Origin of the sequence: Halarchaeum nitratireducens, assembly GCF_017874695.1 — an archaeon.
In the GTDB taxonomy this organism is placed as follows: Archaea; Halobacteriota; Halobacteria; order Halobacteriales; family Halobacteriaceae; genus Halarchaeum; species Halarchaeum nitratireducens.
In genome coordinates this window covers 1-22,611 of record NZ_JAGIKY010000021.1, presented here as the reverse complement: position 1 = coordinate 22,611, position 22,611 = coordinate 1, and the positions used below count along the sequence as shown (strand labels likewise).

The window sequence follows — 22,611 nt, the reverse complement described above, 5'->3', positions numbered from 1 at the left end:
TCTCTTTACTTATTGAGACTAGATTATAAAAGCCAGCGCTCTTGGATAGTGGCGTAGCTGGTAACACTTTTTGTAACTTCACAAAGTTTGGAGATTGTCGTCTCTCACGGTTGAAGAGTGGAGGATTTCTATGACGACCAGCTGATGCTAAGCTATTTCCTGTTATGAGTCGTACTGATTAGCATGGGTACCAGACCAACTGACCTCCGGATGGATATTGGTCGTATTGCTGATGAGTCGGTCGCCCGTGTCACGCCTGACGCCACGGTTGCCGAGATCGCTCACACGATGATCTCCCAATCGCGGTGTGCCAGGTACGTGGTCGTCGAAGAATCCGATCAGATCTCTGGTATCATCACCGATCGAGACCTGATTGCTAACCTGCTCACCGAGGAAAGCGAGTTAAGTGTGCTCACAGCCGAGACGAGTGGAGACGACGTACGAGCTGCTGACGTGATGACGCGTGACCCACTTACTGTGCCAGCAGATGCTGAGATTCCAAAAGTCCTGAGACAAATGAACGAAGCGGGTGCTCGACACGTCCCGGTTGTTGAAGACGGGAGCGTTATCGGGATGATCACTCTGGACGATTTAATTACGCATGTTGCTGGTGAGAGCGCACACGTTTCAGCTCAGATGGATAACGTAGCGGGCATCATCCGAACAGAGTCTACGCACGATTGAAACGCTAATTTGGACTCAAAGTTTTTCGTGTTGCTTGTGCTTCCAGAAATAGAGTCAGTTGAGAGAGATTATCGCATGAGGAGCCGTCTAAGGACGTAGTGGAGGATGCCGCCGTGTTCGATATAGGTCACGGCGGCCGGCGTGCCGACCTGTGCTGTGACCGGGAACTCGACAGTCGACCCGTCCGCGCGCTCGGCGATAACGGTCAGTTCGTCCATCACATCGAGCCCGTCATCGAGGCCGTGGATCGTGAAGATCTCAGACCCATCCAGACCGAGAGATTCCCACGAGTCGCCATCATCGAACTGCAGGGGGAGCACACCCATGCCGACGAGGTTGTCGCGGTAGATGCGCTCGTAACTCTCGGCGATGGTTGCGCGAACACCGAGTAGGTCCGTTCCTTTCGCCGCCCAGTCCCGGCTGGAGCCGGTACCGAACTCTTCGCCTGCCATCACGACGAGCGGGACTCCCTCCTCGCGGTAGCGCTGGCTGGCTTCGAACACGGTCGTCTGCTCGTCGGTTGGGTGGTGGATCGTATAGCCACCCTCGACATCGTCGAGCATCTCGTTCTCGATGCGGACATTGGCGAACGTTCCCCGCATCATCACCTCGTGGTTGCCCCGGCGCGCGCCGTAGGTGTTGAACTCGTGCGGCTCAACGCCGTTATCGAGCAGCCACTGGCCGGCAGGGAGGTCAGATCCGAAGGGGCCAGCAGGGCTGATGTGGTCGGTCGTAACGGTATCGCCGAGTGTCAGCAGGCAGCGTGCATCCTCAATATCGGCGACGCCGGGTTTTTCGAGGGGGAAGTCCTGGAAGAACGGCGGCTCTCGGATGTATGTCGAGTTGTCGTCCCACTCGTAGACGTCACCTGTGGGCGCGTCGAGAGCAGCCCACCGCTCGTCACCCTCGAACACAGAGGCATACTTCTCCTCGAACATCTCAGGAGAGACGTTCTCGTGGATTGCTGCCTGCACGTCCGCTGCGTCGGGCCAGATGTCCGCCAGATACACCGATCCCCCCTCCTCGTCGGTGCCTAGCGGCTCGTTCTCGAGGTCGACGTCCATCCGCCCTGCGAGGCCGTAGGCGACGACGAGCGGCGGGCTCGCGAGGTAGTTCGCGCGGATCTTCGGGTGAATACGCGCCTCGAAGTTCCGATTTCCGGAGAGGACGCTCGTCGTCCAGAGGTCGTGGTCGTCGATCGCTTGCTCGATGGGATCGGGAAGTGGTCCGGCGTTCCCGATACAAGTGGTACAGCCGTAGCCGACGACCGCGTACCCGAGCTCTTCGAGATACGGAAGCAGGCCCGATTCCTCGAGGTACTGCGTGACGACGCGACTGCCGGGTGCGAGACTCGTCTTGACGTACGGCGGGACATCTAAACCTTTCTCGACGGCGTTCTGGGCAAGCAGACCAGCAGCGATCATCACCGACGGGTTCGAAGTGTTCGTACAGCTCGTGATGGCGCTGACGAGGACGTCTCCGTGTCCAATTTCCACTGTCTCACCGTCGAGGTCGACCTCAACGCGTTTGGTTAACGGGTGCAGTTCCGATTCGGGTTCGACCTGAACACCGCCGTCGGTCTCCGCACCAGCTGCATCACCTTCGCCGAGCCACCGCTGTAGGGCGTCTTCGTCGACATCATCGAGGTCGTCTTCGAACTCCCCGTGGAGAAGTCCCCGGAAGCTCTGTTTCACGTCCCCCATCGGAATCCGGTCCTGTGGCCGCTTATGTCCGGCGAGACTCGGCTCAACAGTCGAAAGATCGAACTCGACCACCTCGGTGTATTCCGGTTCCTGTTCTCCGAATAGCCCTTGCGCTTCGAGGTACTCGCGAACAAGGTCGATGTGGGCGGGGTCACGCCCGGTGAGTTCGAGATACTCGAGCGTCTGCTCGTCGACCGGGAACATACTGATCGTCGAGCCCTGTTCGGGCGCCATATTGGCGATCGTGGCCCGGTCGGGGACTGTGAGATTCTCCACACCAGGACCGAAGAATTCGACGAACCGGTCGACGACGCCGACCTCGCGGAGCCGTTCGGTGATGTGGAGCACGAGATCCGTCGCCGTCGCGCCCTCGGGTAATTCGCCTTCGAGGCGGACGCCGACGACCTCGGGAAGTTTCATCGTGACCGGCTGACCGAGCATTGCCGCTTCCGCTTCAATGCCGCCGACGCCCCAGCCGACCACACCGATGCCACCGATCATTGGGGTGTGGCTGTCCGTGCCGACGAGTGTGTCCGGCAGGAGCCATTTCTCACCGTCTCGCTCGCGGGCGTGGACGACCCGGCCCAGATGCTCGAGATTCACCTGGTGGACGATGCCGGTCCCCGGCGGGACGACGTTGAAGTTCTCGAAGGCGTTCTGCGCCCACTTGATCGCGCGATACCGTTCGGCGTTGCGCTCGTACTCCAGTTCGACGTTCTTCTCGTAGGCGTCCTCGGAGTCGAAGTAGTCGACTTGGACGCTGTGGTCGATTACGAGATCAATAGGGATCTCTGGTTCGACCAGGGTCGGGTCCCGATCTTTGCGGTCGACTTCGGATCGAAGGGCCGCCAGGTCGACAACTGCGGGCACGCCAGTGAGATCCTGTAGGACGACTCGTGATGGAGAGAACGGAACCTCTGCGTCCGGTACGTCTGGCTTCCAGCCAGCAGCATTCTTGACATCCGCTGCAGTAACAGTTTCGCCGTCGGCGTTCCGGAGCACCGACTCAAGCAGAATACGGATGCTCACAGGGAGCGTGTCGAGGTCACAGAGCCCCTGCTCTTCGAGTGCTCGAAGATCGGCCATCTTGTACGTCGTCCCGTCGACGTCGAGCTCGCGGACGGCATCGAACGGAAGTGTATCAGTCATAGTATCTACACCTGGGATTGGCAGTCGTATCAATCCCTCTCCGAATCCGATTCGACGAGAATCGGGATTTGTTACGCAGAGGCATCGTATCCAGCGTCTTCGACCACAGTCACAAGCTCATCCCGTTCAGCGGACCCCTCGACCGTCGCGGATTCTGAGTCACGATCCGCAGTAGCAGACGTAACCCCCTCAACTTCTTCGAGTGCCTCTTCGACGGTCTGCTCGCAATGTTCACAGGTCATTCCTTCGACGGTGATTGTCTGAGTCATATCCATTCGTAGATAGGGGCGAGTATTCTATGTGGTTTTCTGCTTAGAATCCAATGTTGCCGCAGCCCTGGATCACCGATTTCGAAGGTGTGTTGTGGGCAACAATAATGTATCCTGCGAGACGAAGCGGTCGTATGCGCAATTTGGATGAAACCGACTTAGAAATCCTCTCGTTACTCGCTGATGACGCCCGCCGCCCGTTCAGCGATATTGGCGAGGAGGTCGACTTGTCGGGGCCAGCCGTGTCTGACCGGGTAAAGCGATTACAGGAAGCTGGCATCATTAACAACTTCACGATTGACGTCAACCGGGCTCATCTCCGAGCTGGTGTACCGGTATTTATTCAGGCCGAAATCGGCTCAGCGTCGTTGGAGGCCGCCCGCGAGCGGGCTCGAGAGTCAGATGGCGTTGAACACGTCTTCACGACCTCCGAAGGAGATCTTTGGTTCTATGCCCGTGTTGAAGCCCAGAACGTACGTCAGTGGGTAGATGGACTCTTTAACGAGATCGATGTAGCAGATTACACCGTCACGCTAATTGACGAGCTTGAATGGACGCCGTCCGTTGATGGCGTCGAATTTGCACTCACCTGTGCTGAATGTAACAATACCGTTGATAATCAAGGTGAAACGACGAGAATCGACGGAGAGATCTATCACTTCTGTTGTCCGTCCTGTCTCACACGGTTCGACGATCGGTATCAGCGACTCGAAGAGGGAGCGTAACGCTGTCTTTGGAATCCAAATTTTCCTGCAGTCGAAACCCCGCCTCTCGAAGCAGTAAATCGCCTAAACCTAGACCCCGTATAGTAGAACAAGCATGACAAGCCAAACAATCCATCTTGATATCACGGGAATGTCCTGCGCCAACTGTTCGGCGACGATCCAGGACACTCTCGAATCGCTCGACGGGGTATCGGAGGCGGATGCGAACTTCGCCACCGACGAGGGTTCCGTCACCTACGACCCTGAAGAGGTATCGCTCAAAGAAATCTACGACGCGATCGACGAGGCCGGGTACGGCGCAGTCTCTGAGACGGTAACGATTGCCATCTCCGATATGACCTGTGCCAACTGCGCCGAGACCAACCAAACCGCTCTTGAAAATATTCCGGGCGTCGTTAATGCGGAGGTCAATTACGCAACCGACGAAGCACAGGTCACCTACAATCCTGCGGAAGTATCTATTGGTGCGCTGTACGATGCTATCGAGGAGGCTGGCTACTCGCCCGTCCGCGAAGATGGTGCCGACGAAGAGTCGGGCCAGGACGCACGAGATGCCGCCCGTCAAGCCGAAACTCGGAAGCAACTCAGGTTGACCCTCTTTGGGGCAGTGTTATCGGCACCGTTGCTCTTCTTCCTCATCGACAATTATCTGCTCGGTGGCGCGATCGTCCCTGAAGCCGTCTTCGGTGTGGAACTTGGCTGGGTTGAGTTCCTCCTCGCCACGCCGGTACAGGCGATCCTCGGCTGGCCGTTCTATAAGAACTCGTACAAGGCGATCGTGAAGAACGGCCGCGCCAATATGGACGTGCTGATTGCGATCGGTTCAACAACGGCCTATCTATACTCTGTGGCAGTCCTTGCTGAACTCATTGCAGGTGGACTTTATTTCGACACGGCAGCCCTCATCCTCGTGTTCATCACGTTGGGTAACTATCTCGAAGCTCGGTCGAAGGGCCAAGCGGGTGAGGCCCTCCGAAAGCTCCTCGAAATGGAAGCCGAAACGGCGACCATTGTCCGCGAGGACGGCAGTGAAGAAGAAGTTCCGCTTGAAGAGGTCACAACTGGTGACCGGATGAAAATTCGTCCAGGTGAGAAGATTCCCACAGACGGTGTCGTTGTCGACGGTCAGTCTGCCGTCGACGAGTCAATGGTCACTGGCGAATCTGTGCCTGTCGAGAAAGAGGAGGGCGATGAGGTCGTCGGCTCGACGATTAACGAGAACGGCGTCCTTGTCGTGGAGGCGACGAAGGTTGGAGAAGACACGGCCCTCCAACAGATCGTCCAGACAGTCAAGGAGGCCCAGTCGCGCCAGCCCGACATCCAGAATCTCGCCGACCGCATCTCCGCGTACTTCGTGCCTGCGGTCATCGCGAACGCCCTTCTCTGGGGTGTCGTCTGGTTCCTGTTCCCCGAGGCTCTCGCTGGCTTCGTCGACTGGCTCCCGCTGTGGGGTCAGGTTGCTGGCGGCCCGGCCCCGGTCGGTGGGACCGTTTCAGTCTTCGAGTTCGCGATAATTGTCTTCGCGTCCTCGATCCTCATCGCCTGTCCCTGTGCGCTGGGGCTGGCGACGCCCGCAGCGACGATGGTCGGGACGACGATTGGTGCCCAGAACGGCGTCCTGTTCAAGGGCGGTGACATCCTCGAACGAGCGAAAGACGTCGATACAGTCGTCTTCGACAAGACGGGCACACTCACCGAAGGGGAAATGGAACTCACCGACGTGGTCGTCTTTGATAGCGATGGAAATGTGGTGACTGACGGTGGCGAGCCGACCCCAGATGGTGGACAGCTCAGCACCCGTGAGCGCCTCTCAGAGGATGATGTGCTTCGACTGGCGGCGATAGCTGAAAGCGGCAGCGAACACCCGCTCGCCCGTGCAATCGTCGAAGGGGCCGAAGAACGCGGCCTGGACGTGACTGAGCCTGACGACTTCGAGAACGTTCCGGGCCACGGGATCAAAGCAGTCATTGGTGACAGCGAGGTGCTGGTCGGCAACCGCAAGCTGCTGCGGGACAACGGGATCGACCCCTCTCCCGCTGAGGAGACGATGGAACGCCTCGAGAACGAGGGGAAGACGGCGATGCTGGTCGCCTACGAGGGGGAGCTCGTGGGTGTGGTCGCCGACGCCGACACAGTGAAGGAAAGCTCCAAGCAGGCTGTCACAGCACTCCAGGAGCGGGGAGTTGACGTGATGATGATTACGGGCGACAACGAGCGAACTGCCCGTGCGGTCGCTAAACAGGTGGGTATCGACCCGAAGAACGTCCGCGCAGGAGTCCTTCCTGAGGACAAGTCCAACGCGGTCGACAGTATTCAAGACGAGGGCCGGCAGGCGATGATGGTCGGTGACGGCGTCAACGACGCTCCGGCACTCGCGGTCGCACACGTCGGGACAGCAATCGGCTCCGGCACCGACGTCGCCATCGAAGCTGCAGACGTCACGCTGATGCGAGACGACCCGCTCGACGTGGTAAAGGCGATCCGAATCTCAGACGCGACACTCCAGAAGATCAAACAGAACCTCGTGTGGGCGCTCGGTTACAACACGGCGATGATTCCGTTAGCGTCGCTCGGCCTCCTCCAGCCCGTGCTCGCTGCAGCAGCAATGGCGTTCTCGTCGGTGTCGGTGCTGACGAACAGTCTCCTGTTCCGGCGGTACACCCCCGATCACGACTACAAGCTCTTCGGATTTCTTCGCTAACCGTCACCTCTAGATCAATGTCGAATATTTCCCGGCACACGGTTCGAAGGTACCTCGTCGAGACAGCCAGTAGCGAACCGACATACCTCCGGGCTCGCGAGATTGCCAGCGACCTCGACGGATCTCCCAAGGCAGTCGCGCAGTACCTCAGCCAGCTCCAGGACGAACTCACAATCGTTTCACTCGAACAGTGGGGGCGCTCGAAAAGCACGACGTGGCGATTGGAGGTGAACGGGTCGTGAGTACTGTCACCCGCCGCGTCGAGACTGTCCTTCCGGAGACCGGCTCACGCGAGTGGTGGGCGCTGTACCTGCTGGCCCCGCTCGTCCTTCTCGGTGGGGGCATCCTCGTGTTTCCGACGTTGGTCTACGACCGGTTCATCTGGCAGTATCTCTGGGGACCAGTCGTCGCCGATGCGGCCGGTCAGCCAGTCACGCACGAGGGGATTCGTGCTGTCCAGGGCTACAACGCGGTGAACACGGTAATCTACCTCGCGGCAGTCGTATACAGCCTCCCCGGACTACGTGCGTATCTCGACCAACTCGACGTCACGTTCGACGCACGACTGGCCTACGGGTTCGCTCCGATCATCATCGCAGGTGGGGCGATGCGCGCCCTCGAGGATCTCGGGCTGCTCGGGGACTACGCGGTGTGGTTCATCACGCCATCGATTTACATCGTCGTCACCGCTGTCACCATCCTCGCGCTCGGTGTCGGTGCACTCTTGCGTGACCAAAATATCGGATCTATCCCGCTAACAGTCGGGCTCGTCGGGTCGGTGTGGGCTGTCGGGGCCGTCTGGTGGGCTGTTTGGCACGGCCTCTCGACATCGACCCCACTCCGCCTATGGGTTCCTGTCGCGACGACGGGGATAGCGCTCGGCGTAACCGCACTCTACTACTGGGGCACGAGTTTCGCCAATATCACCCACCTTCGACACCCGCTAATTCTGCTGGCCGTTTTCGGCCAGTTGTGGGACGCTGCGCAGAATCTCATCGGTGTGACGTTCCTCGGCTACTCCCCAAAGCTGGTCGTGACGAATCTCGTGTACCAGGCGACTGGATTCTCCGGATCGACGTTCGTGCTGAAACTCGTCGTGACTGTCGGCATCGTGTGGTATCTCGCCGATGCGAAAGAGGAGATGAATCACACGTGGTGGTGGCTTATGACGTTCTTCATCGGAGCGATCGGACTCCCGATGGGCGTTCGTGGGTCACTTCGGATGCTGTTGGGAGCTTAACGATGGCCTCAAAGATTGGCAAAAACCGATGACTCGAACGTCCAAAATTGCGGTAATAGGTGGAGGGATGGCCGGGCTTGCAGCAGCTGCTGGATTCGACGACGCTGGATTCGTCGTCGAACTATATGAGCGGCAGTCCTACGATAGCAAAGGCGTTAATTGCGGAGAAGCGATGACAGCGGTATCGAAGATCCCACTCGAACCGACTGTAGAGAACGGCTTTCTCAACCCGCTGCCAGCGATGGAAGTGGAGGTGTATGACGGAATCGACGCCGATCGCCACCGCACTGGAGCCGGCACCTTTCCTGCTGCGGATACATATATAACGGACCGAAATGTCGTTGAGCAGTCCTGGGCAGAACAACTCTCAGAGAAGGGTGTTGACATCCACGAAAACCAGTCTATCACACGGACAGATTTCCACGAGTTCACCGATGAGTATGATCTCGTCGTTGATGCAACCGGTCAGCCATCACTCTCTAGTAAAGCGCTCGGAACAACCAACGAGTATTCAGGATATATGGTAGCGCTTAACAGTGATGTCGAAGGGGACTTCACCGAGTTGTACCCGAACAGCCGGATAATTCTGGAGAACTATACAGGGTACTCGTGGGCATTCCCGAAGACATCGCAACGAGCCAACGTTGGTATCGGCTGGACGGTCAGTGACCGGCCTAATGATTATATGAAGGCATTGAGGGAAGCCTGTGAGCGGAATGGGTGGCCAGTCCCGTCGCAGGAACGGACGAACGTCGCAATCATTCCCGAGGGACCAAGCCTTGATCCCGACAGAACCCATCTACCGGAGCATTCAGTCGTACGAGTGGGTGATGCTGCAGGTATAGCAAACCGACTCACCGGAAAGGGGATCTCACAGGCCGTTGAATCGGGATTCTTGGCCGCAGAGCTGGCTAACAGAAGCCAATTACACAATTATCCTGATAGATTATATCAGAGGATGAAAACGGAGTACATTTTCGCCACAGTTGTGAGATACTTTCTTGAAACTCGTAATCCCAAGGTTCTGGGAGCAGCAATTCGTGCCGCTGCCGGGATCGATATTGAAGACGTTGACCGGTCTCCGAGTGCAGTTCTACTGCGTCTCCTCCGCCACCCTGTTTTATTTGCCCGTATTTTCTCGAGACGACGAGTTTTAAACCGTGTCTATGGAGGAATGACTAACCAGTGGGAGTTAATTGATTGATATCCACTCGAGTTAAATTCTCAGAATCTGTTAGCTACTGAGAGGATCGGTAAGTACAAAGGATTAGATCAGTAGATGAATTCAGTCCCTCAAACAGAATTTTCCGAAATCCAGAAATCGGTGGGCTCAGCTTCATCGGTGCTCCTGCTTACATGCCCCAGCACACAATCAGTGCGTTGAGGGTGACCGAATTCCTTCTTGAGGATCATCCAACTCACCTCTGACACCCGCGTTCCTGCAATGAGCCCCGACTCTTAGAGATCACGAACCACCACCAATCTTTTTACCACTTCTGATAAACTCAGTCGTGAGGTGAAGTATGCCATGTCAACACAATCCATTCGAACGAGATTTCTCGGAACTGAGACGTCGTTCTCGGTCTCAGGAGCCTGGTTGTCGTATTGGATCCTGCTGCTTCGGCTGACCGCCGGGTGGTGGATGCTCCACGCCGGCCTTGACAAGATCTGGGCGTGGCCCTTCGACGCCAGCTGGTTCGTCGGCGGAGCCGCTCAGGGCACGATTCTCGCCCCCTTCGTCACGCCGTTCAGCGACGGCATCCTGTTGGCGTTCGTCAACGTGGCGGTACCGCTTGGGCAAACCGCCATCGGTTTCGGGCTGATACTCGGTGTCCTCACGAGGACCGCCGCCTTCTTTGGTGCCTTCATGATGCTGTTCTTCTACTTCATCAACGGCTACGGTGGCGGCTGGGCCAACGGTATGGTCACGGGTGAACTACTTGGGATCATGGTCTTCGGAACCATTGTGGCACTCGGAGCGGGCGGCGTCCTGGCAGTCGATAACCGCCTGCGTGAGATGGAACTGTTCGAGAACACGCGATTACGGAAACTCCTCGGGTGACTACCAATGAGTGACTTATCAACGGCAGACCAAATCGCCATGTACGTCGGCGGTGGCTTGGTTGTCTTGGGCGTCGTCGTGATCGGCCTGCTCGACATGCTACTGGGAGCCGGGCACCCAGTCGATAGCGAGGGAGCAATCGAACACGCTGCAGTGGTCCCCATCGACATTAGGGCGGGCATCATCCTGCTCGGCTTGGTGATTTGGGGACTCGTCGCCGTTTACAAGTTTGCCGCAGGGTCGGCACCGTCGGGATCGACTACGGGCCAAACCCCATCCGGCATGGACGACTAGTTCAACAACTCAGTCTACGGCTCTCTCGTTGGTGTGGGCTACTGGATATCTTCTCCTCGTAGCCGTGCTCGCAATTGGTGTTTACTACCGAGCCACACAGGCGAGTTGATCACAAGAGAAATCAGTCATAAATGGAACAAAACAAGTCACGGGATCGTTCTGAAATCAAAGGTATCGGTGAGGGCGGTATTCTCTAATCCCCGAATCACTTGACCCCGGTGAGTTCACCCTCTCACGGTGGCAATCAGTTGGAGATGTCCTCATCAGTAGCATCTAATCGCTCACGGCGACGTCTATACTCCTCCTCGTCAATTTCGCCCCTGGCATAGCGGTTCTGGAGCGTTTTTCTGGCTGAGTCGTCGGTAGTCGATTGAGGAGATTTTTGGTTTCCAAGCCAGTAGAGCCCGCCACCGAGAACGCCCAGCATTCCGAGTACGCCACCAACAGCTGGTAGCCCTCCAACTCCACCTCCGTTGCGGCCACTCATCATTCCAGAACCACCTCGTCCCATCATTCCACCACCAGTATTCCCGCTTCCATCGCTGCTTGAGCCGTAGGCGACTGTACCCTGGTCAACAATCGCCTCACTCGATGGGACCTCTCCATCCGGGATTGAATCCTCCTCTGCCGGTCCGCCAGGACTGCCAACTACGATCCGTCCGACCATCCCAATCGACTTGTGCGGGATGCAGTAGTAATCATACGTCCCTGGCGTTTCGAACGTATATTCGAAGCTCCCGTCTGAGATCGTCCCACTATCGAAGGCGGAAGCGCCCTCCGGAATACGATCTGCGTACGCCGTAGCGGAATGTGCCCCCGCTGCGAGTTCAAATTGAACGGTTGTCCCGGGATCAACACGTAGGCCGATTGGGTCGAAGTAATTGTTTCCCATCTCCACGATGGGCGTCTCCTGTGCGTTCGCTGACTGAGCAAAGCCGGTGCTGGCGACTGCGCTGGCACCGACAATGCCTAAGAATTGACGTCGGCTGTGATGTGTCATGTTGTCTGGATCATTCTTCGGTGGGTAGCTACGCGCGATACTGGTGCGAAGACTTCGGACGTGACTCACTCCGAACTTGTCGTTTGTTCCCATTACTACTCATAACCATATGCTGAATCGAGCACACCATTTCGATGTAACGGAACGATGCTGCCGAACGGTTGGTTTCGATACCCTCGAGTCGATCCGCAGGTGTTCAAACGGGTGAAACGCGGTTTGGGTAGTGGTCACTCTGATTGTTCGAGCTTTTCTCGTCGGGCTTCGAACTCTTCGTCCGTGAGATCGCCACGAGCGTACGCCAGACGTAACTCTTCCATCGCGGGATTATGAGACGTCTGTGTCTCGCTCATCCGCCGGAAGATGAGATATCCACCGCCCAGAAGCGCAAGGAGGAAGATGACCGGGACGAGCATCCCGATGAGGGGCCACCAACCACCTGTGGTACCGTACTGGCCCATCATTCCTCCGTATCCCATCATCCCACCGAACCCCATACCCATTGTGAGCAAGGGAAGGAGGATGAACGCTCCGAGGACGATGAGCAGTATCGTCGTCGTATCCAGTTGATCCGATGATGCCATCAGAGATCAGGCCTCCGATGCGGATCCGAACTCGTCAGTTACGGCTGCCAGTACGCGGTCGAATCGTTCGCTGACCTCGGTCGCGACGGAGTCAAGCGCGTCGTTATCAGCGATCCCGACTAACTGTTCCGGGTCGACCGCACTCACCACGATGACGCCGTCATCGTTCTCGTAGACGATGACGTTACAGGGCAAGAGCGCACCGAGTTCAGTTTCTACACTCAACCCTTCGTATGCCAGCGGAGGATTGCACGCACCGAGGATGCGATACTGGCGGAACTCCTCACCGAGTTTCTCCTTGAGCGTCGCCTGAATGTCGATGTCACAGAGAACACCGAATCCCTCGTCTTTGAGCGCGGCATTCGTTGCGTCGACGACATCGTCGAACTCTCCATCAATCTTGGTTTGTATTGTGTAACTCATGTAATACTGTATCCTGTTTACGCACTTAAGCTCCCGTCGCCCCAACTGGCAGACGAGAATTTTTTCTCGACGATGCTCCTTCTATTTCGGTCATGGGCACTACTCGAGTTGCTTTCGTCGACGTTCGAACTCTTCATCGGAGAGTTCACCGCGAGCGTAACGCTCACGAAGAACCGAAAGCGGCCGACTATCACTCCTCTCAGAATCTCTGTTGAGGAGTGAGTAGACGAGATAGAGCGGGACGACGATTAGGAGCCCCATCCAAAGGAAGCTCCAGAGGCCCATTCCACCGCTGAAGACCCCCCAACCGCCGCTACCCATCATACCGCCGCCGTAGCCTCCACCACCGTGAGCCGCTGCGGTGCCCGTTGCTACAATCAACAGCGGAACCGCTAGTATTGCGATTCGACGAGTCGTCCGCCCGAGAGTGTTGGTGTAGTGTGTCATTGTGATCGTTGAGTCAGTAAGTCGAATATCTATCGTGTCAGACGAGGATCCGAACAGGGATCGTTAGCAGCCGTACCCCTGTCCGTTCATCCCCGTCGCGGTGTGATTGTCGTCCGCCATATCTTGGGCCATCTCGTCGACGGTCACGCCCATGTGCGCTTCCATCTCGTCAACGGCATTCGGGCCCATGTAGTCGGTCATGTGACCTTCCATCCAGGCCGCCCAGTCTGCTGCACTACCATCGGCTGGCGTCCCTTCAGCTGCCGTCTCGTTCCCCTGGATCGGTTCGTCACCGTGTGCGCTAACTACCGGGGCGGCAAACGCGAGTCCGACAATCGCGAGCACCACGAGCAGCCATCGTCCGAGGTTTCGGTTGGTCATTGTTTTTCGCCTCAAGTAGTCATACGGTGGGTTCGGAGTTATCTTCGTGGGAGTGAACTCAAACAGGAGAGCGTTCAAGAACGTCTATAACGCCATCTAAACGTTTTCTACTGACGGGATCGTTCATACCTGCCGAATTCGAAAGGATCAGAGGAATGGTGAGAGCAAAGGGGATCCGTCGAGACTGTTCACCTCATTGCGGCGATCCAGACAATAACCACGGTTCAGGCGGCGAGGGAGGCTCGGGTATTGCTGACCACGAACGAGATGGATCAGTTCCCTCGGAACTGGTGATACTGCCTCGTGAGTGCCTGACGATGGTAGAGGATTCCAATTGTCATGAGGAACAGAACGGTCGCAATTTCGTAGCCATACGCACCAAGCAATAACATCGTTGAAGAACCACTCAGTCCGCCTGCAAGTAGTACGGCAAACAACGGGCTAACGCAGGCAGGGCACGCCACAATCCCGACTATTCCTCCGACTGCCGACTGCGAGAAATCAAGCAATGCATCATAGACGAGATACGCCAGCGCGAACAGGCCAACCGCTTGGTAAGGAATGAGCGAGACCGTGATCAGGTCACCTGTATAGACGAAGACCGGACTCCATCCCAAAGATCGACCCCACGTTATTCCGAAGCCGCTTGGTCCAGTGAGCTGCCCGAAATGAGAGGTGCTCGGTCCAAGTAATCCTGAAAAATAAAACATCACGATGAGATATAGAGCAACGACAAGTGCGGCACCAATACGATACACTCGACGTTTCGTTACAGGTCGAGTGTGCCAGATCACCCAGACTGAGGCGGTGAACCAAATAAATGGAAGGACGAAATGGGTCCACCGGCTCCCCATATCTCCTGTGAAATATGCGTACACCAACCCGGCGATCAACTGTGCGGCGAGGAGGAGATTGAGCCACGTGCTTGACTTGAGAACCCGGCTAATGCGATCAGTTTCGAGTGTTGCTTGTGACATGATGGGTAGTGTTAGTATGAATTTCTACGTCTGTTAGTTCTGCAGGTCATCACTCGGATACACGCGGTAGGTTCGACCCTGTCGTTCCCGATACAGCAGCCCGCGCTCCTCGAGTGAACTCACGGTCTGGCTCACTTTACTCTTTGAGAACTCAGATCGATCCCGAAGTTCGATCTGCGTGATTCCAGGCGAGTTCAGGACGGGTTCAAGGACGCGTCGTTCATCATCCGGTAAGAGATCGAGAACGCGCGCTTGCGGATCCGATTCAGGATTGATAGGCGTCGCCGGCGAGGCGTCATCGTCTATCGATGTAGGCGTTGCCTCCGATACCTGATCGGGGTCGATGTGATCCGCTGAGTCGGTTGTCGAATCGATGAGATTCCCTCGAACCACGTAATAGATGCCACCGATACTGCCTGCGACCAGAAGGGTTCCAACCACGTACCAGAGAGGATCTGGACCGTGAATCGCCCCCATAGACGAGTCCATCATCGGCCCCATCGACTGCTCGATAGCGCGACGCTGTTGATAGGCCCGCCAACTGAGTAGTCCGCCAGCCAAGAGGACGAACCCAAGGAGCACACCAACGACGGTATCCGCTGGACGTTGGTTCATATGACATCCCCTTGTTTCGATATCTGACTGCTCATACAATCAATTTTGGCGCGACAGGTGTGACAATTGCGGATTGAAGGTGCGATGATGAAGTGCTTCACAGCGGATGAACCACAGTACATCTATCAGTGATCGTGATCGTGGTTTGTTATCTGCGGGCTTTGATCAGCAAATTCCGTGGGCTCTTCCTCGAATGCCCGCTTACAGGTCTTCGAGCAAAAATAGTACGTCATCCCATCATTGGACGCACTCGGCCCCTCATCGTCGGTCCGCATGCCACACACCGGATCACGATACTGACCTGGTGCGCCGATTCCACGTCGGTAGACATACAGGAGGAACCCGGAGAGCGCGAAGGCGATAATATTGAGGTAGAACGTGTAGTTGAGCTCGAAGTACGTCTGTTCGGTCGCCGTCTCGCCACCGGCCAGATCTGGTACGATGCCGAGGGCGTCGAACAGCAACTCCATGAGGAAGCCAGTGAACGCCATCGTCACGAAGAAGACGCCAAGGATGTACAGCATGATCTTCCAGCCGTAGTACTTCCGGTAGACGTTCAGCACGGGCACGGTGATGAGGTCGGCGTAGACGAACGCGATGATCCCGGCGAAGCTGACGCCACCGCCCCACAGCGCGACGGCGAACGGGACGTTGCCCATACTGCCGACGAAACTGAGGACGGCGATGATGACGCCCATGACGGCGTTCTCGGCAGTCACGAGCAGGCCGTCGCCCTGAATGAACAGCGTGTTCCACACCCACTGCGGGACGAAGACGATGACGAACCCAGAAATAAGGAAGCCGGCGACGATGTCTTTCCAGATCATCGACCACTCCTTGCGGTACTGATTCCCGACCTTGTACCAGCCACCCCACGACAGCAACTCGTCACGCCACCCGCCGCTACTCGACGTCTCCTGGCGATAGGTCTCCATACAGCCCTCCGAGCAGAATTTGAGCGTCTCACCGCCGTCGGTCGTGAGCGTGTACTCGTCTTTCCCCTCCATCCCGCAGGTGGGATCTTCCGTGACGCCCGCCTGGCGGTCGCGCTCGTTGAGCTTCTCGCGGACTTCGTTAAACAGGTTTTCGGGAAGCGTGAGGTGGACGATGGCGGCCATGACGGCGATGAGAATCAGGCCGCCGAGCAGTTCCGCGACGAGGAACTCCCAGCCAAGCAGGATGAGAATCATCAGCCCTAGTTCGACGATGAGGTTCGTCGACGCGAACATGAACGCGAGGAAGTTCACCGCGTGCGCCCCCTTCTTGAACAGGCCCTTCCCGATGGCGACGGCGCCGAAACTACAGCCACTGCTTGCTGCTCCGAACACAGTCGCCTTGGTAAGTCCAGTTAGATCGCCCTCACCCAGCACCTGTGCCATCCGCTCCTTCGAGACGTAGACCTGGACGAGACTCGTAATCGTGAGGCCCATGATGATCGCCCACGCCGCCGTCCAGAGAAATCCGACACCGATACGAAGGGATTCAAGAACTCCGTCGATTATCGTCGCCTGCATAGGTGTATCATTGTAGGGATCATCTATTGCGGTTTTGGTTAGAATATACTGCCTATGAGGGTATCAGTACTATGGCATCGTAACCGTCGGCCATAGATGATCTATCGTGAAGAGGGGAAAACATTGCAAACCTCCACAAGCTCCACGGAATCCGACTTCAGATTCAAAAGGGGAATCTGATTAAATCACGCCGACGTATTAGAGGCTAATGGGACCAGTAGAGACCGATGATATCCCAAATGAGGGGAACACCACCTGGAAGAACAGCCTTCGCCGGCCTGCTCGGTTGTCCAGTACGGTAACTGTCACATCCACTTCCTAATTTACGATGGCTGTCGATCTGGCAATCCATGATGCACTCGTTCTCACAGCCGACGAGCGGAACCGCCTGTACGAGCGCGGCACAGTATGCATCACCGATGGCTGTATCGAAGAAGTCCGACCATCACGTGCAGGAGACGGAGAATTAGAAGCATCCACCGTTATCGACGGGAACGGGAAACTGGTGATGCCGGGGTTGGTGAACGCCCACACGCACCTGGAGATGACACCGCTCATCGGTGCGTTTAGCGAACTCGAGCTGACGGAGATGCTCGGGAGTGGGACGGCCTTGTTTAACAGACTAGGGAACGGCGAATTCGAGTACCTCGTCGAGGCAGGCGTCGAGCTCGCAGCGCTCAATTTCCTCCTGGGCGGTGTCACGACCGTGAACTCCATGGACGCACGGCCTGCCGCAGGTGCGGAGACGTTCGGGGAAGCAGGGCTCCGCGGATTTTTCGGCCCGGCGATCTCGGACCTCTTCTGGGACCAACCAGTCGATCAGCAGTTCGCCCGTGCTCGCGAGTTCGTCGAAACGTACCACGACACGTACGACGGCCGAATCAGGGCGACGATCTGCCCGCACGACGACTGGTCGTGTACCCGGCAGCTGTGGGAACGGACCGCATCCCTCGCCGCAGAGTATCCGGACCTGCTCGTCCACACGCACTTGCTCGAACTCGAGGAGAGTAACACGATGGCACGAGCGAACGGTGGCGAGGACTCGGTAGGATTGCTCGACGACGTTGGACTCCTGGACGACCGACTGGTCGCTGCTCACTTCCGCCTCGGCGACGAAGAGGACATCCAGCGAACCGCCGAGGCGGACGCGGCTGTTGCGCACTGCCCGTCCGTCTTCTGTTACTGGAATCCGGACGGGGAGACGCAGTGGACGCCCGTTCCCGAGCTTCGAGCCGCCGGCGTCGACGTCGGAGTAGGGATTGACGACCACTACTGGCACGACTCGTACAGCATGTTCGGTGAAGCGCGGCAAGCTCGGCTGGCGGCAAATCTCAAGCGTTCAGCCGGGCAGTTCGACTCGATGGAACTGATACGAATGCTCACTATCGAGGGCGCACGCGCGCTGGGGATGGGCGACGAGATCGGCAGTATCGAAGCGGGAAAGCGCGCGGATATTATCCTCCTCGACGTCGACAAACCGAAGTTCACGCCACTGACCAACGTTCCCGCACACGTCGTGAACAACGCGGTCCCGGCCGACGTCGAGACAGTGATCGTTGACGGCGACGTCGTCCTCCGGAATGGTGTGCCCGAGACAATGGACTCGGACGACGTGCGACAGCGAGTAAATCAGGCTGTCGAACGCTTCATGGACGAGACAGGCTGGGAGTTAGACATTGGTGGTAGTGAACCGCCGACCAGCATCGAGACTGTACGGGACCTCCCAAAGCGTGGCCCTGCGCGACTCCTGACTCGCCTCGCGATGCAATCCGCGCGTGATCGGTTCTCCTTCTAAGACCCTGCCAGCGTAGGGGTGGTTCCCCCTCAGGAATTTCTGTGGGCGCGAACGAACGCACGTCGCAGGACGGTCAGAAGAACGTACGTCTCGTACTTCTGGGTCTGGCAGTGCTCGCAGGGCTGCATATCCTCGACGATCTCCTCAATAGCGTCGTCGTACTCGTCGGTGAGCGTAGTGAGCGCGTCCGTGATCTGGGGCTGGGCAGCGTCGATCATCTCCTCGACGGCGGCGTCGGCCGAATCTGGTAGTGAGTACGAGAGGACGATCGTGTTCGCGTGGTAGTACTTCGTCGTCCCACCACGCCCCTCCTCGAAGCGAACGACGTCGACGAGGCCCGCATCCCGGAGCTCGTTGATGTGATGGCGGACCGTGTTCTCCGTCCGGTCGATGCCGCGATCGTCGAGGCGTTCGTGGACCTCGGTCGCAGTTAGGGCTTCCTCGGACAGAATGTCGAGGACCATCGCCCGCATCGGCTCGTCGATGGCGTCCGAAATCCGAGTGTCTCGCACCGCGATGTCGTCGAGACGGTGGTCGGTATCGGAATCACTCATACGAGAACTGAGCGCGAGCACGCGGGAAAAGGTAGCGGGGCAGGAGTCGGGTAGGTGTCTGTCGAGGTATCCAGTACAGGATGGACCCGCGATAGCGAAAGCCCTAGACGACCCGTTTGACTGTTCCAACGACCCGTATCCGAATTCAAACATATCATCTAAAAAATACTTATTGAGGTACGGGCACTATCTCAAACTGTAATGAGCGACACAACCCAATTCCGCGTCCTCGACTTCGACTGCCCGACCTGCGCGAGTACCGTCGAACGCGCCCTGTCGAACGTCGACGGCGTCCAGCACGTCGAAGTCCACTACGCGACCGGCCGCGTCGAGATCGAGTACGACGACAGCGTCACTGACCCCGACGCCTTCGCAGAGACCATCGAAAACCAGGGGTACACTCCCCAGCCCGCCTAACACTATGAACAAACAATCGATCACGCAGTACTACCGGAACCACCGGAAGGCCATCGTCACGGCGACGAGCGGCCTGCTGTACGGCGGTGGCTGGAGTCTCGGCTACCTCACGAGTTTCGAGATGGCAAGCGCCGCCATCCTCGTCCTCGCGACGGTCGTGGGTGGCTACGACATCGCCAAGACCGCTTACCACGAGGTCACCAACCGGACGCTCGGCATCAAGACGCTGGTGACGCTGGCCGCCATCGGTGCTATCGTCATCGGGGAGTACTGGGAAGCCGCCGCCGTCGTCTTCCTGTTCAGCCTTGGCAGCTACCTCGAAGGCCGGACGATGCGGAAGACCCGGACGGCACTTCAGGAGCTACTGGAGATGACGCCCGACACGGCGACCGTCCGTCGCGACGGGACACTCCAAGAGGTCTCCGCCCGCGATGTCGAAGAGGGCGAAGTCGTCGTCGTAAAGCCGGGCGGGAAGATCCCGGTCGACGGAACCGTCGTCGACGGCGAGAGCGCAGTCAACCAGGCGCCGGTCACCGGCGAGAGCGCGCCCGTCCACAAGGCCGACAGCGACGAGGTGTACGCCGGGACGGTCAACCAGGAGGGCGCGCTAGAAATCCGGACGACGGGAGCGGGATCGGATACGACTCTCGAACGGATCATCCGTCGCGTCGAGGAGGCCCAGGAGGCTCAGTCGCCCACGGAGAGTCTCATCGACCGGTTCGCGAAGTACTACACGCCGGCCGTCATTGCCCTGGCTATCGGCGCGTACGCGGTCACGCAGAACGCGATCCTGTCGCTGACGCTGCTGGTCATCGGCTGTCCGGGCGCGCTGGTCATCGGGCCACCGGTCAGCATCGTCTCGGCCATCGGTAACGCCGCCCGGTCGGGCGTGCTGATGAAGGGCGGCGAACACCTCGAACGCGCCGGCAAGATCGATCTCGTCGCCTTCGACAAGACGGGGACGCTCACGAAGGGCGAGACCACCGTCTCCGGTATCGAGGGGTTCGGCGTCGCCGCCGCCGACGTCCTCTCGCTCGCAGCGACCGCCGAGAAGAAGAGCGAACACCACCTCGCGGACGCCATCGTCGACATGGCCCGCGAACGCCAGACGGCTGCGACGGACGGTGGAGCGACGGTCGCCCAAGCGGACGATACGGACGTGGGGCGCAGGTCGGTCCCCGATCCCGACGACTTCGACGTGGTCGCCGGCAAGGGCGTCATCGCCCATGCCGATGGCCAGGAAGTCGTCGTCGGCAACCGCGCGCTGCTGGACGACCGCGACGTCGATGTCCCCGATCGGGTCGCCGACTACGTCCGCGAGCGTGAGGGGCGCGGCGAGACAGTCGTCCACGTCGTTCGGGACGGGGACATCATCGGCGCGATTGCGATGCGGGACGAGCTCCGGGAGGCCGCTCCTGGGGTCGTCGCGGCGCTCCAAGACGCTGGCATCGAGACGGTGATGCTCACCGGCGACAACGATCGGACGGCCGCTGCCGTTGCCGAGGAGGTCGGTATCGACGAGTACCGTGCCGAACTCCTCCCCGAGGACAAGCAGTCCGTCATCGAGGGCTACCAGGCCGACGGCCACGTCGTCGCGATGGTCGGCGACGGCATCAACGACGCGCCATCGCTGGCCACTGCCGATGTCGGCATCGCGATGGGTGCTGCGGGAACGGACACCGCTATCGAAACGGCTGACATGGCGTTGATGGCCGACGACCTCGAACGCATCCCGTACGCGGTCAAACTCAGCAAGGCGACGCGCTGGAACGTCCTCGAGAACGTCGGGATCGCGGTGCTGACCGTGACCGTCCTCCTCGCGGGCGTGCTCACCAGCTACGTCACCCTCGCGTCGGGAATGCTGGTCCACGAGGCCAGCGTCCTCCTCGTCATCCTCAACGGGATGCGACTGCTCCGCTACTGACCACGAGACACGATCACAACCACAACTCATGACATCGAATTCGACTGCGACTGACACGACCCAGACGAGAACCAATTGGCAGGTCGACTACGACGTCGAGCCGATCGAAATCCGCGACCCCGTCGCGGAGGCCCTCGACGTCCTCGAACCGGGCGAGCCGTTCGTCATCGCTTATAGAGACGCGGTGAAAGAGGCAGGACACTCCTGTCCGACTGCCTCGGGCGCCTACCGGATCGTCCAGCTCGGGCTCGACGCCCTGTATCCCGACGACTATCCAGTCCGGAGCGAAATCGAGGTCCAGACGGCCGGCCCGCAGGAGGATGCTGCGTACGGCGTGATGAGCCGTATCATCTCGTACGTGACTGGCGCGACCGGCGATGACGGATTCAGCGGGCTCGCCGGCGGCTATGGCGGCCGCCGCGACCTCCTGTGCTTCGACGGGTTCGACCCGGACACGGCGGACCCGACGTTCCGGTTCCGGCGAACCGACACGGACGAGACCGTCGAAGTGGCCTACCACGTCAGCGACGTTCCTAGCGGTGGACCCGCAATCGGGAACCTCCAGAGGATTCTCGACGGATCGGCAAGCGACCAGCAACGGGAGGCCTTCGCTGACGCTTGGCACCGCCGCGTGCAGGCTGTTCTCAGAGACGCCACCCTATTCTCCGTCGAAGGGGTATGAACGCGGCGGTGTACCCCTCACACTCGTAATGAGAGTTACCGCGATATACTGTTGGGCTCCTTGGGTACCTTGGTAGCGCCATCACCTAACTCGCCGACATCGATATGAGAGTACCCCACGCAAACCATCCCCTCAGAGTTGTCCAAGTATCGAGCTACAACCGCCAACCCAAATACTCAAACAAGAATCTCGCCCATCCCGCGTCAACTGCCATATGGAGCAAGGTAATCGTGTTTCCAATGGTCGATATCGATCTCCACAGCCTCTGAAGTCGTTGGAGAACCGACCGTGACCCATCAGTCATAATCTGCGGCAACGTCTACGGACACATCTATGCCGTTGTATGAGTCGTCGGAGCGCCCTGTCGGTGCCGTCGATATTGACGGGGTACAAGAGGTCAACTATGATTTATTTCCAGTTCATTTCGAACTGATTCGAAGGCACGCATCAAATCTATCCTCCGAGGTTGTGGGA

General features: G+C 58.3%; 23 protein-coding genes and 1 pseudogene. 12 read left to right on the top strand and 12 right to left on the bottom strand.

Annotated features, from left to right (window positions below; translation table 11 throughout):
- The first annotated feature begins 183 nt into the window (after positions 1-183).
- On the top strand, positions 184-684 hold the full coding sequence (locus J2754_RS15415; RefSeq protein WP_004594590.1) for a CBS domain-containing protein: 501 nt from the start codon (positions 184-186) through the stop codon (positions 682-684).
- 68 nt (positions 685-752) lie between these two features.
- Here J2754_RS15415 and acnA read toward each other — a convergent pair whose 3' ends face one another.
- Both acnA and J2754_RS15405 read right to left on the bottom strand, forming a co-directional pair.
- Positions 753-3,536, bottom strand: a complete 2,784-nt coding sequence (acnA, locus tag J2754_RS15410) for an aconitate hydratase AcnA (protein WP_095638031.1) — start codon at positions 3,534-3,536, stop codon at positions 753-755.
- Between the two features lie 71 nt (positions 3,537-3,607).
- Positions 3,608-3,805, bottom strand: coding sequence for a heavy-metal-associated domain-containing protein (locus tag J2754_RS15405; protein ID WP_049938510.1), 198 nt, complete (start codon positions 3,803-3,805; stop codon positions 3,608-3,610).
- 134 nt (positions 3,806-3,939) lie between these two features.
- Here J2754_RS15405 and J2754_RS15400 point away from each other — a divergent pair, with 134 nt between their 5' ends.
- The 7 genes from J2754_RS15400 to J2754_RS15375 all read left to right on the top strand — a co-directional run bounded on the left by J2754_RS15400 (position 3,940) and on the right by J2754_RS15375 (position 10,827).
- Positions 3,940-4,530: an AsnC family transcriptional regulator gene (locus J2754_RS15400; protein ID WP_049986206.1), complete on the top strand. Its 591-nt coding sequence runs from the start codon at positions 3,940-3,942 to the stop codon at positions 4,528-4,530.
- Between the two features lie 94 nt (positions 4,531-4,624).
- Entirely contained in the window at positions 4,625-7,231 is a 2,607-nt protein-coding gene (locus J2754_RS15395; protein ID WP_004594598.1) for a heavy metal translocating P-type ATPase, read from the top strand.
- A gap of 17 nt (positions 7,232-7,248) precedes the next feature.
- Positions 7,249-7,473 (top strand): DUF7123 family protein, encoded by a 225-nt coding sequence (locus tag J2754_RS16795; RefSeq protein WP_004594599.1) that lies wholly within the window; start codon positions 7,249-7,251, stop codon positions 7,471-7,473.
- A complete protein-coding gene (locus J2754_RS15390) occupies positions 7,470-8,471 on the top strand; it encodes a DUF63 family protein (RefSeq protein WP_050050397.1) in 1,002 nt (333 codons plus the stop codon). The genes J2754_RS16795 and J2754_RS15390 overlap by 4 nt, the downstream gene beginning before the upstream one ends.
- Positions 8,472-8,499: 28 nt before the next feature.
- Positions 8,500-9,675, top strand: a complete 1,176-nt coding sequence (locus J2754_RS15385) for an NAD(P)/FAD-dependent oxidoreductase (RefSeq protein ID WP_123538920.1) — start codon at positions 8,500-8,502, stop codon at positions 9,673-9,675.
- A 324-nt stretch (positions 9,676-9,999) separates the two neighbouring features.
- The gene (locus J2754_RS15380) at positions 10,000-10,533 is read left to right on the top strand and encodes a DoxX family protein (RefSeq protein WP_049986202.1); all 534 of its coding nucleotides are present in this window, start codon (positions 10,000-10,002) and stop codon (positions 10,531-10,533) included.
- 6 nt (positions 10,534-10,539) lie between these two features.
- A complete protein-coding gene (locus J2754_RS15375; RefSeq protein ID WP_004594603.1) occupies positions 10,540-10,827 on the top strand; it encodes a hypothetical protein in 288 nt (95 codons plus the stop codon).
- A 244-nt stretch (positions 10,828-11,071) separates the two neighbouring features.
- Here the strand turns inward: J2754_RS15375 and J2754_RS15370 are convergent, their stop codons facing one another.
- From J2754_RS15370 to J2754_RS15335, 8 genes are all read right to left on the bottom strand, one after another.
- Positions 11,072-11,719, bottom strand: coding sequence for a plastocyanin/azurin family copper-binding protein (locus tag J2754_RS15370; RefSeq protein WP_231554254.1), 648 nt, complete (start codon positions 11,717-11,719; stop codon positions 11,072-11,074).
- 335 nt (positions 11,720-12,054) lie between these two features.
- Positions 12,055-12,408: an SHOCT domain-containing protein gene (locus tag J2754_RS15365; protein ID WP_049983674.1), complete on the bottom strand. Its 354-nt coding sequence runs from the start codon at positions 12,406-12,408 to the stop codon at positions 12,055-12,057.
- 6 nt (positions 12,409-12,414) lie between these two features.
- The gene (locus J2754_RS15360; protein ID WP_004048654.1) at positions 12,415-12,831 is read right to left on the bottom strand and encodes a DUF302 domain-containing protein; all 417 of its coding nucleotides are present in this window, start codon (positions 12,829-12,831) and stop codon (positions 12,415-12,417) included.
- Positions 12,832-12,930: 99 nt separating this feature from the next.
- Positions 12,931-13,278 (bottom strand): SHOCT domain-containing protein, encoded by a 348-nt coding sequence (locus tag J2754_RS15355; RefSeq protein WP_049986201.1) that lies wholly within the window; start codon positions 13,276-13,278, stop codon positions 12,931-12,933.
- Between the two features lie 63 nt (positions 13,279-13,341).
- Entirely contained in the window at positions 13,342-13,659 is a 318-nt protein-coding gene (locus J2754_RS15350; RefSeq protein WP_004048656.1) for a hypothetical protein, read from the bottom strand.
- 272 nt (positions 13,660-13,931) lie between these two features.
- On the bottom strand, positions 13,932-14,636 hold the full coding sequence (locus tag J2754_RS15345; RefSeq protein ID WP_123624180.1) for a DUF7546 family protein: 705 nt from the start codon (positions 14,634-14,636) through the stop codon (positions 13,932-13,934).
- 33 nt (positions 14,637-14,669) lie between these two features.
- Complete coding sequence (locus J2754_RS15340; protein ID WP_004048657.1) at positions 14,670-15,251, bottom strand: helix-turn-helix transcriptional regulator; 582 nt, start codon at positions 15,249-15,251, stop codon at positions 14,670-14,672.
- 125 nt (positions 15,252-15,376) lie between these two features.
- Positions 15,377-16,765: a permease gene (locus J2754_RS15335; protein ID WP_049986199.1), complete on the bottom strand. Its 1,389-nt coding sequence runs from the start codon at positions 16,763-16,765 to the stop codon at positions 15,377-15,379.
- A 328-nt stretch (positions 16,766-17,093) separates the two neighbouring features.
- Between J2754_RS15335 and J2754_RS15330 the strand changes: the two genes are divergently transcribed.
- On the top strand, positions 17,094-18,560 hold the full coding sequence (locus tag J2754_RS15330; RefSeq protein ID WP_004594621.1) for an amidohydrolase family protein: 1,467 nt from the start codon (positions 17,094-17,096) through the stop codon (positions 18,558-18,560).
- A gap of 29 nt (positions 18,561-18,589) precedes the next feature.
- Here J2754_RS15330 and J2754_RS15325 read toward each other — a convergent pair whose 3' ends face one another.
- Positions 18,590-19,114, bottom strand: coding sequence for an ArsR/SmtB family transcription factor (locus tag J2754_RS15325; RefSeq protein WP_004048660.1), 525 nt, complete (start codon positions 19,112-19,114; stop codon positions 18,590-18,592).
- A gap of 201 nt (positions 19,115-19,315) precedes the next feature.
- Here J2754_RS15325 and J2754_RS15320 point away from each other — a divergent pair, with 201 nt between their 5' ends.
- Genes J2754_RS15320 through J2754_RS15310 form a run of 3 tightly spaced genes read left to right on the top strand, consistent with a single transcriptional unit; the run spans position 19,316 to position 22,137 of the window.
- Positions 19,316-19,531 (top strand): heavy-metal-associated domain-containing protein, encoded by a 216-nt coding sequence (locus J2754_RS15320; RefSeq protein WP_004048661.1) that lies wholly within the window; start codon positions 19,316-19,318, stop codon positions 19,529-19,531.
- A 4-nt stretch (positions 19,532-19,535) separates the two neighbouring features.
- Entirely contained in the window at positions 19,536-21,455 is a 1,920-nt protein-coding gene (locus J2754_RS15315) for a heavy metal translocating P-type ATPase (protein WP_211087948.1), read from the top strand.
- 28 nt (positions 21,456-21,483) lie between these two features.
- Positions 21,484-22,137 carry a hypothetical protein gene (locus J2754_RS15310; protein WP_006186940.1) on the top strand — a complete coding sequence of 218 codons (654 nt, stop codon included), beginning with the start codon at positions 21,484-21,486 and terminating at the stop codon, positions 22,135-22,137.
- A gap of 35 nt (positions 22,138-22,172) precedes the next feature.
- On the opposite strand, the pseudogene J2754_RS16355 reads toward J2754_RS15310, so the two are convergent.
- Positions 22,173-22,450, bottom strand: a pseudogene (locus J2754_RS16355) (site-specific integrase); the annotation flags it as partial.
- Between the last annotated feature and the right edge of the window lie 161 nt (positions 22,451-22,611).

Excerpts from the sequence above, each read along its gene's own strand:
- J2754_RS16795 (WP_004594599.1), top strand. The coding sequence starts at position 7,249 with ATGTCGAATATTTCCCGGCACACGGTTCGAAGGTACCTCGTCGAGACA.
- J2754_RS15365 (WP_049983674.1), bottom strand. The coding sequence starts at position 12,408 with ATGGCATCATCGGATCAACTGGATACGACGACGATACTGCTCATCGTC.
- J2754_RS15325 (WP_004048660.1), bottom strand. The coding sequence starts at position 19,114 with ATGAGTGATTCCGATACCGACCACCGTCTCGACGACATCGCGGTGCGA.
- J2754_RS15340 (WP_004048657.1), bottom strand. The coding sequence starts at position 15,251 with ATGAACCAACGTCCAGCGGATACCGTCGTTGGTGTGCTCCTTGGGTTC.
- J2754_RS15320 (WP_004048661.1), top strand. The coding sequence starts at position 19,316 with ATGAGCGACACAACCCAATTCCGCGTCCTCGACTTCGACTGCCCGACC.
- J2754_RS15330 (WP_004594621.1), top strand. The coding sequence starts at position 17,094 with ATGGCTGTCGATCTGGCAATCCATGATGCACTCGTTCTCACAGCCGAC.
- J2754_RS15395 (WP_004594598.1), top strand. The coding sequence starts at position 4,625 with ATGACAAGCCAAACAATCCATCTTGATATCACGGGAATGTCCTGCGCC.
- J2754_RS15335 (WP_049986199.1), bottom strand. The coding sequence starts at position 16,765 with ATGCAGGCGACGATAATCGACGGAGTTCTTGAATCCCTTCGTATCGGT.
- J2754_RS15375 (WP_004594603.1), top strand. The coding sequence starts at position 10,540 with ATGAGTGACTTATCAACGGCAGACCAAATCGCCATGTACGTCGGCGGT.
- J2754_RS15380 (WP_049986202.1), top strand. The coding sequence starts at position 10,000 with ATGTCAACACAATCCATTCGAACGAGATTTCTCGGAACTGAGACGTCG.
- J2754_RS15345 (WP_123624180.1), bottom strand. The coding sequence starts at position 14,636 with ATGTCACAAGCAACACTCGAAACTGATCGCATTAGCCGGGTTCTCAAG.
- J2754_RS15370 (WP_231554254.1), bottom strand. The coding sequence starts at position 11,719 with ATGGGAAACAATTACTTCGACCCAATCGGCCTACGTGTTGATCCCGGG.
- J2754_RS15355 (WP_049986201.1), bottom strand. The coding sequence starts at position 13,278 with ATGACACACTACACCAACACTCTCGGGCGGACGACTCGTCGAATCGCA.
- J2754_RS15315 (WP_211087948.1), top strand. The coding sequence starts at position 19,536 with ATGAACAAACAATCGATCACGCAGTACTACCGGAACCACCGGAAGGCC.
- J2754_RS15415 (WP_004594590.1), top strand. The coding sequence starts at position 184 with ATGGGTACCAGACCAACTGACCTCCGGATGGATATTGGTCGTATTGCT.
- J2754_RS15350 (WP_004048656.1), bottom strand. The coding sequence starts at position 13,659 with ATGACCAACCGAAACCTCGGACGATGGCTGCTCGTGGTGCTCGCGATT.
- J2754_RS15310 (WP_006186940.1), top strand. The coding sequence starts at position 21,484 with ATGACATCGAATTCGACTGCGACTGACACGACCCAGACGAGAACCAAT.
- J2754_RS15405 (WP_049938510.1), bottom strand. The coding sequence starts at position 3,805 with ATGACTCAGACAATCACCGTCGAAGGAATGACCTGTGAACATTGCGAG.
- J2754_RS15385 (WP_123538920.1), top strand. The coding sequence starts at position 8,500 with ATGACTCGAACGTCCAAAATTGCGGTAATAGGTGGAGGGATGGCCGGG.
- J2754_RS15400 (WP_049986206.1), top strand. The coding sequence starts at position 3,940 with ATGCGCAATTTGGATGAAACCGACTTAGAAATCCTCTCGTTACTCGCT.
- J2754_RS15360 (WP_004048654.1), bottom strand. The coding sequence starts at position 12,831 with ATGAGTTACACAATACAAACCAAGATTGATGGAGAGTTCGACGATGTC.
- acnA (WP_095638031.1), bottom strand. The coding sequence starts at position 3,536 with ATGACTGATACACTTCCGTTCGATGCCGTCCGCGAGCTCGACGTCGAC.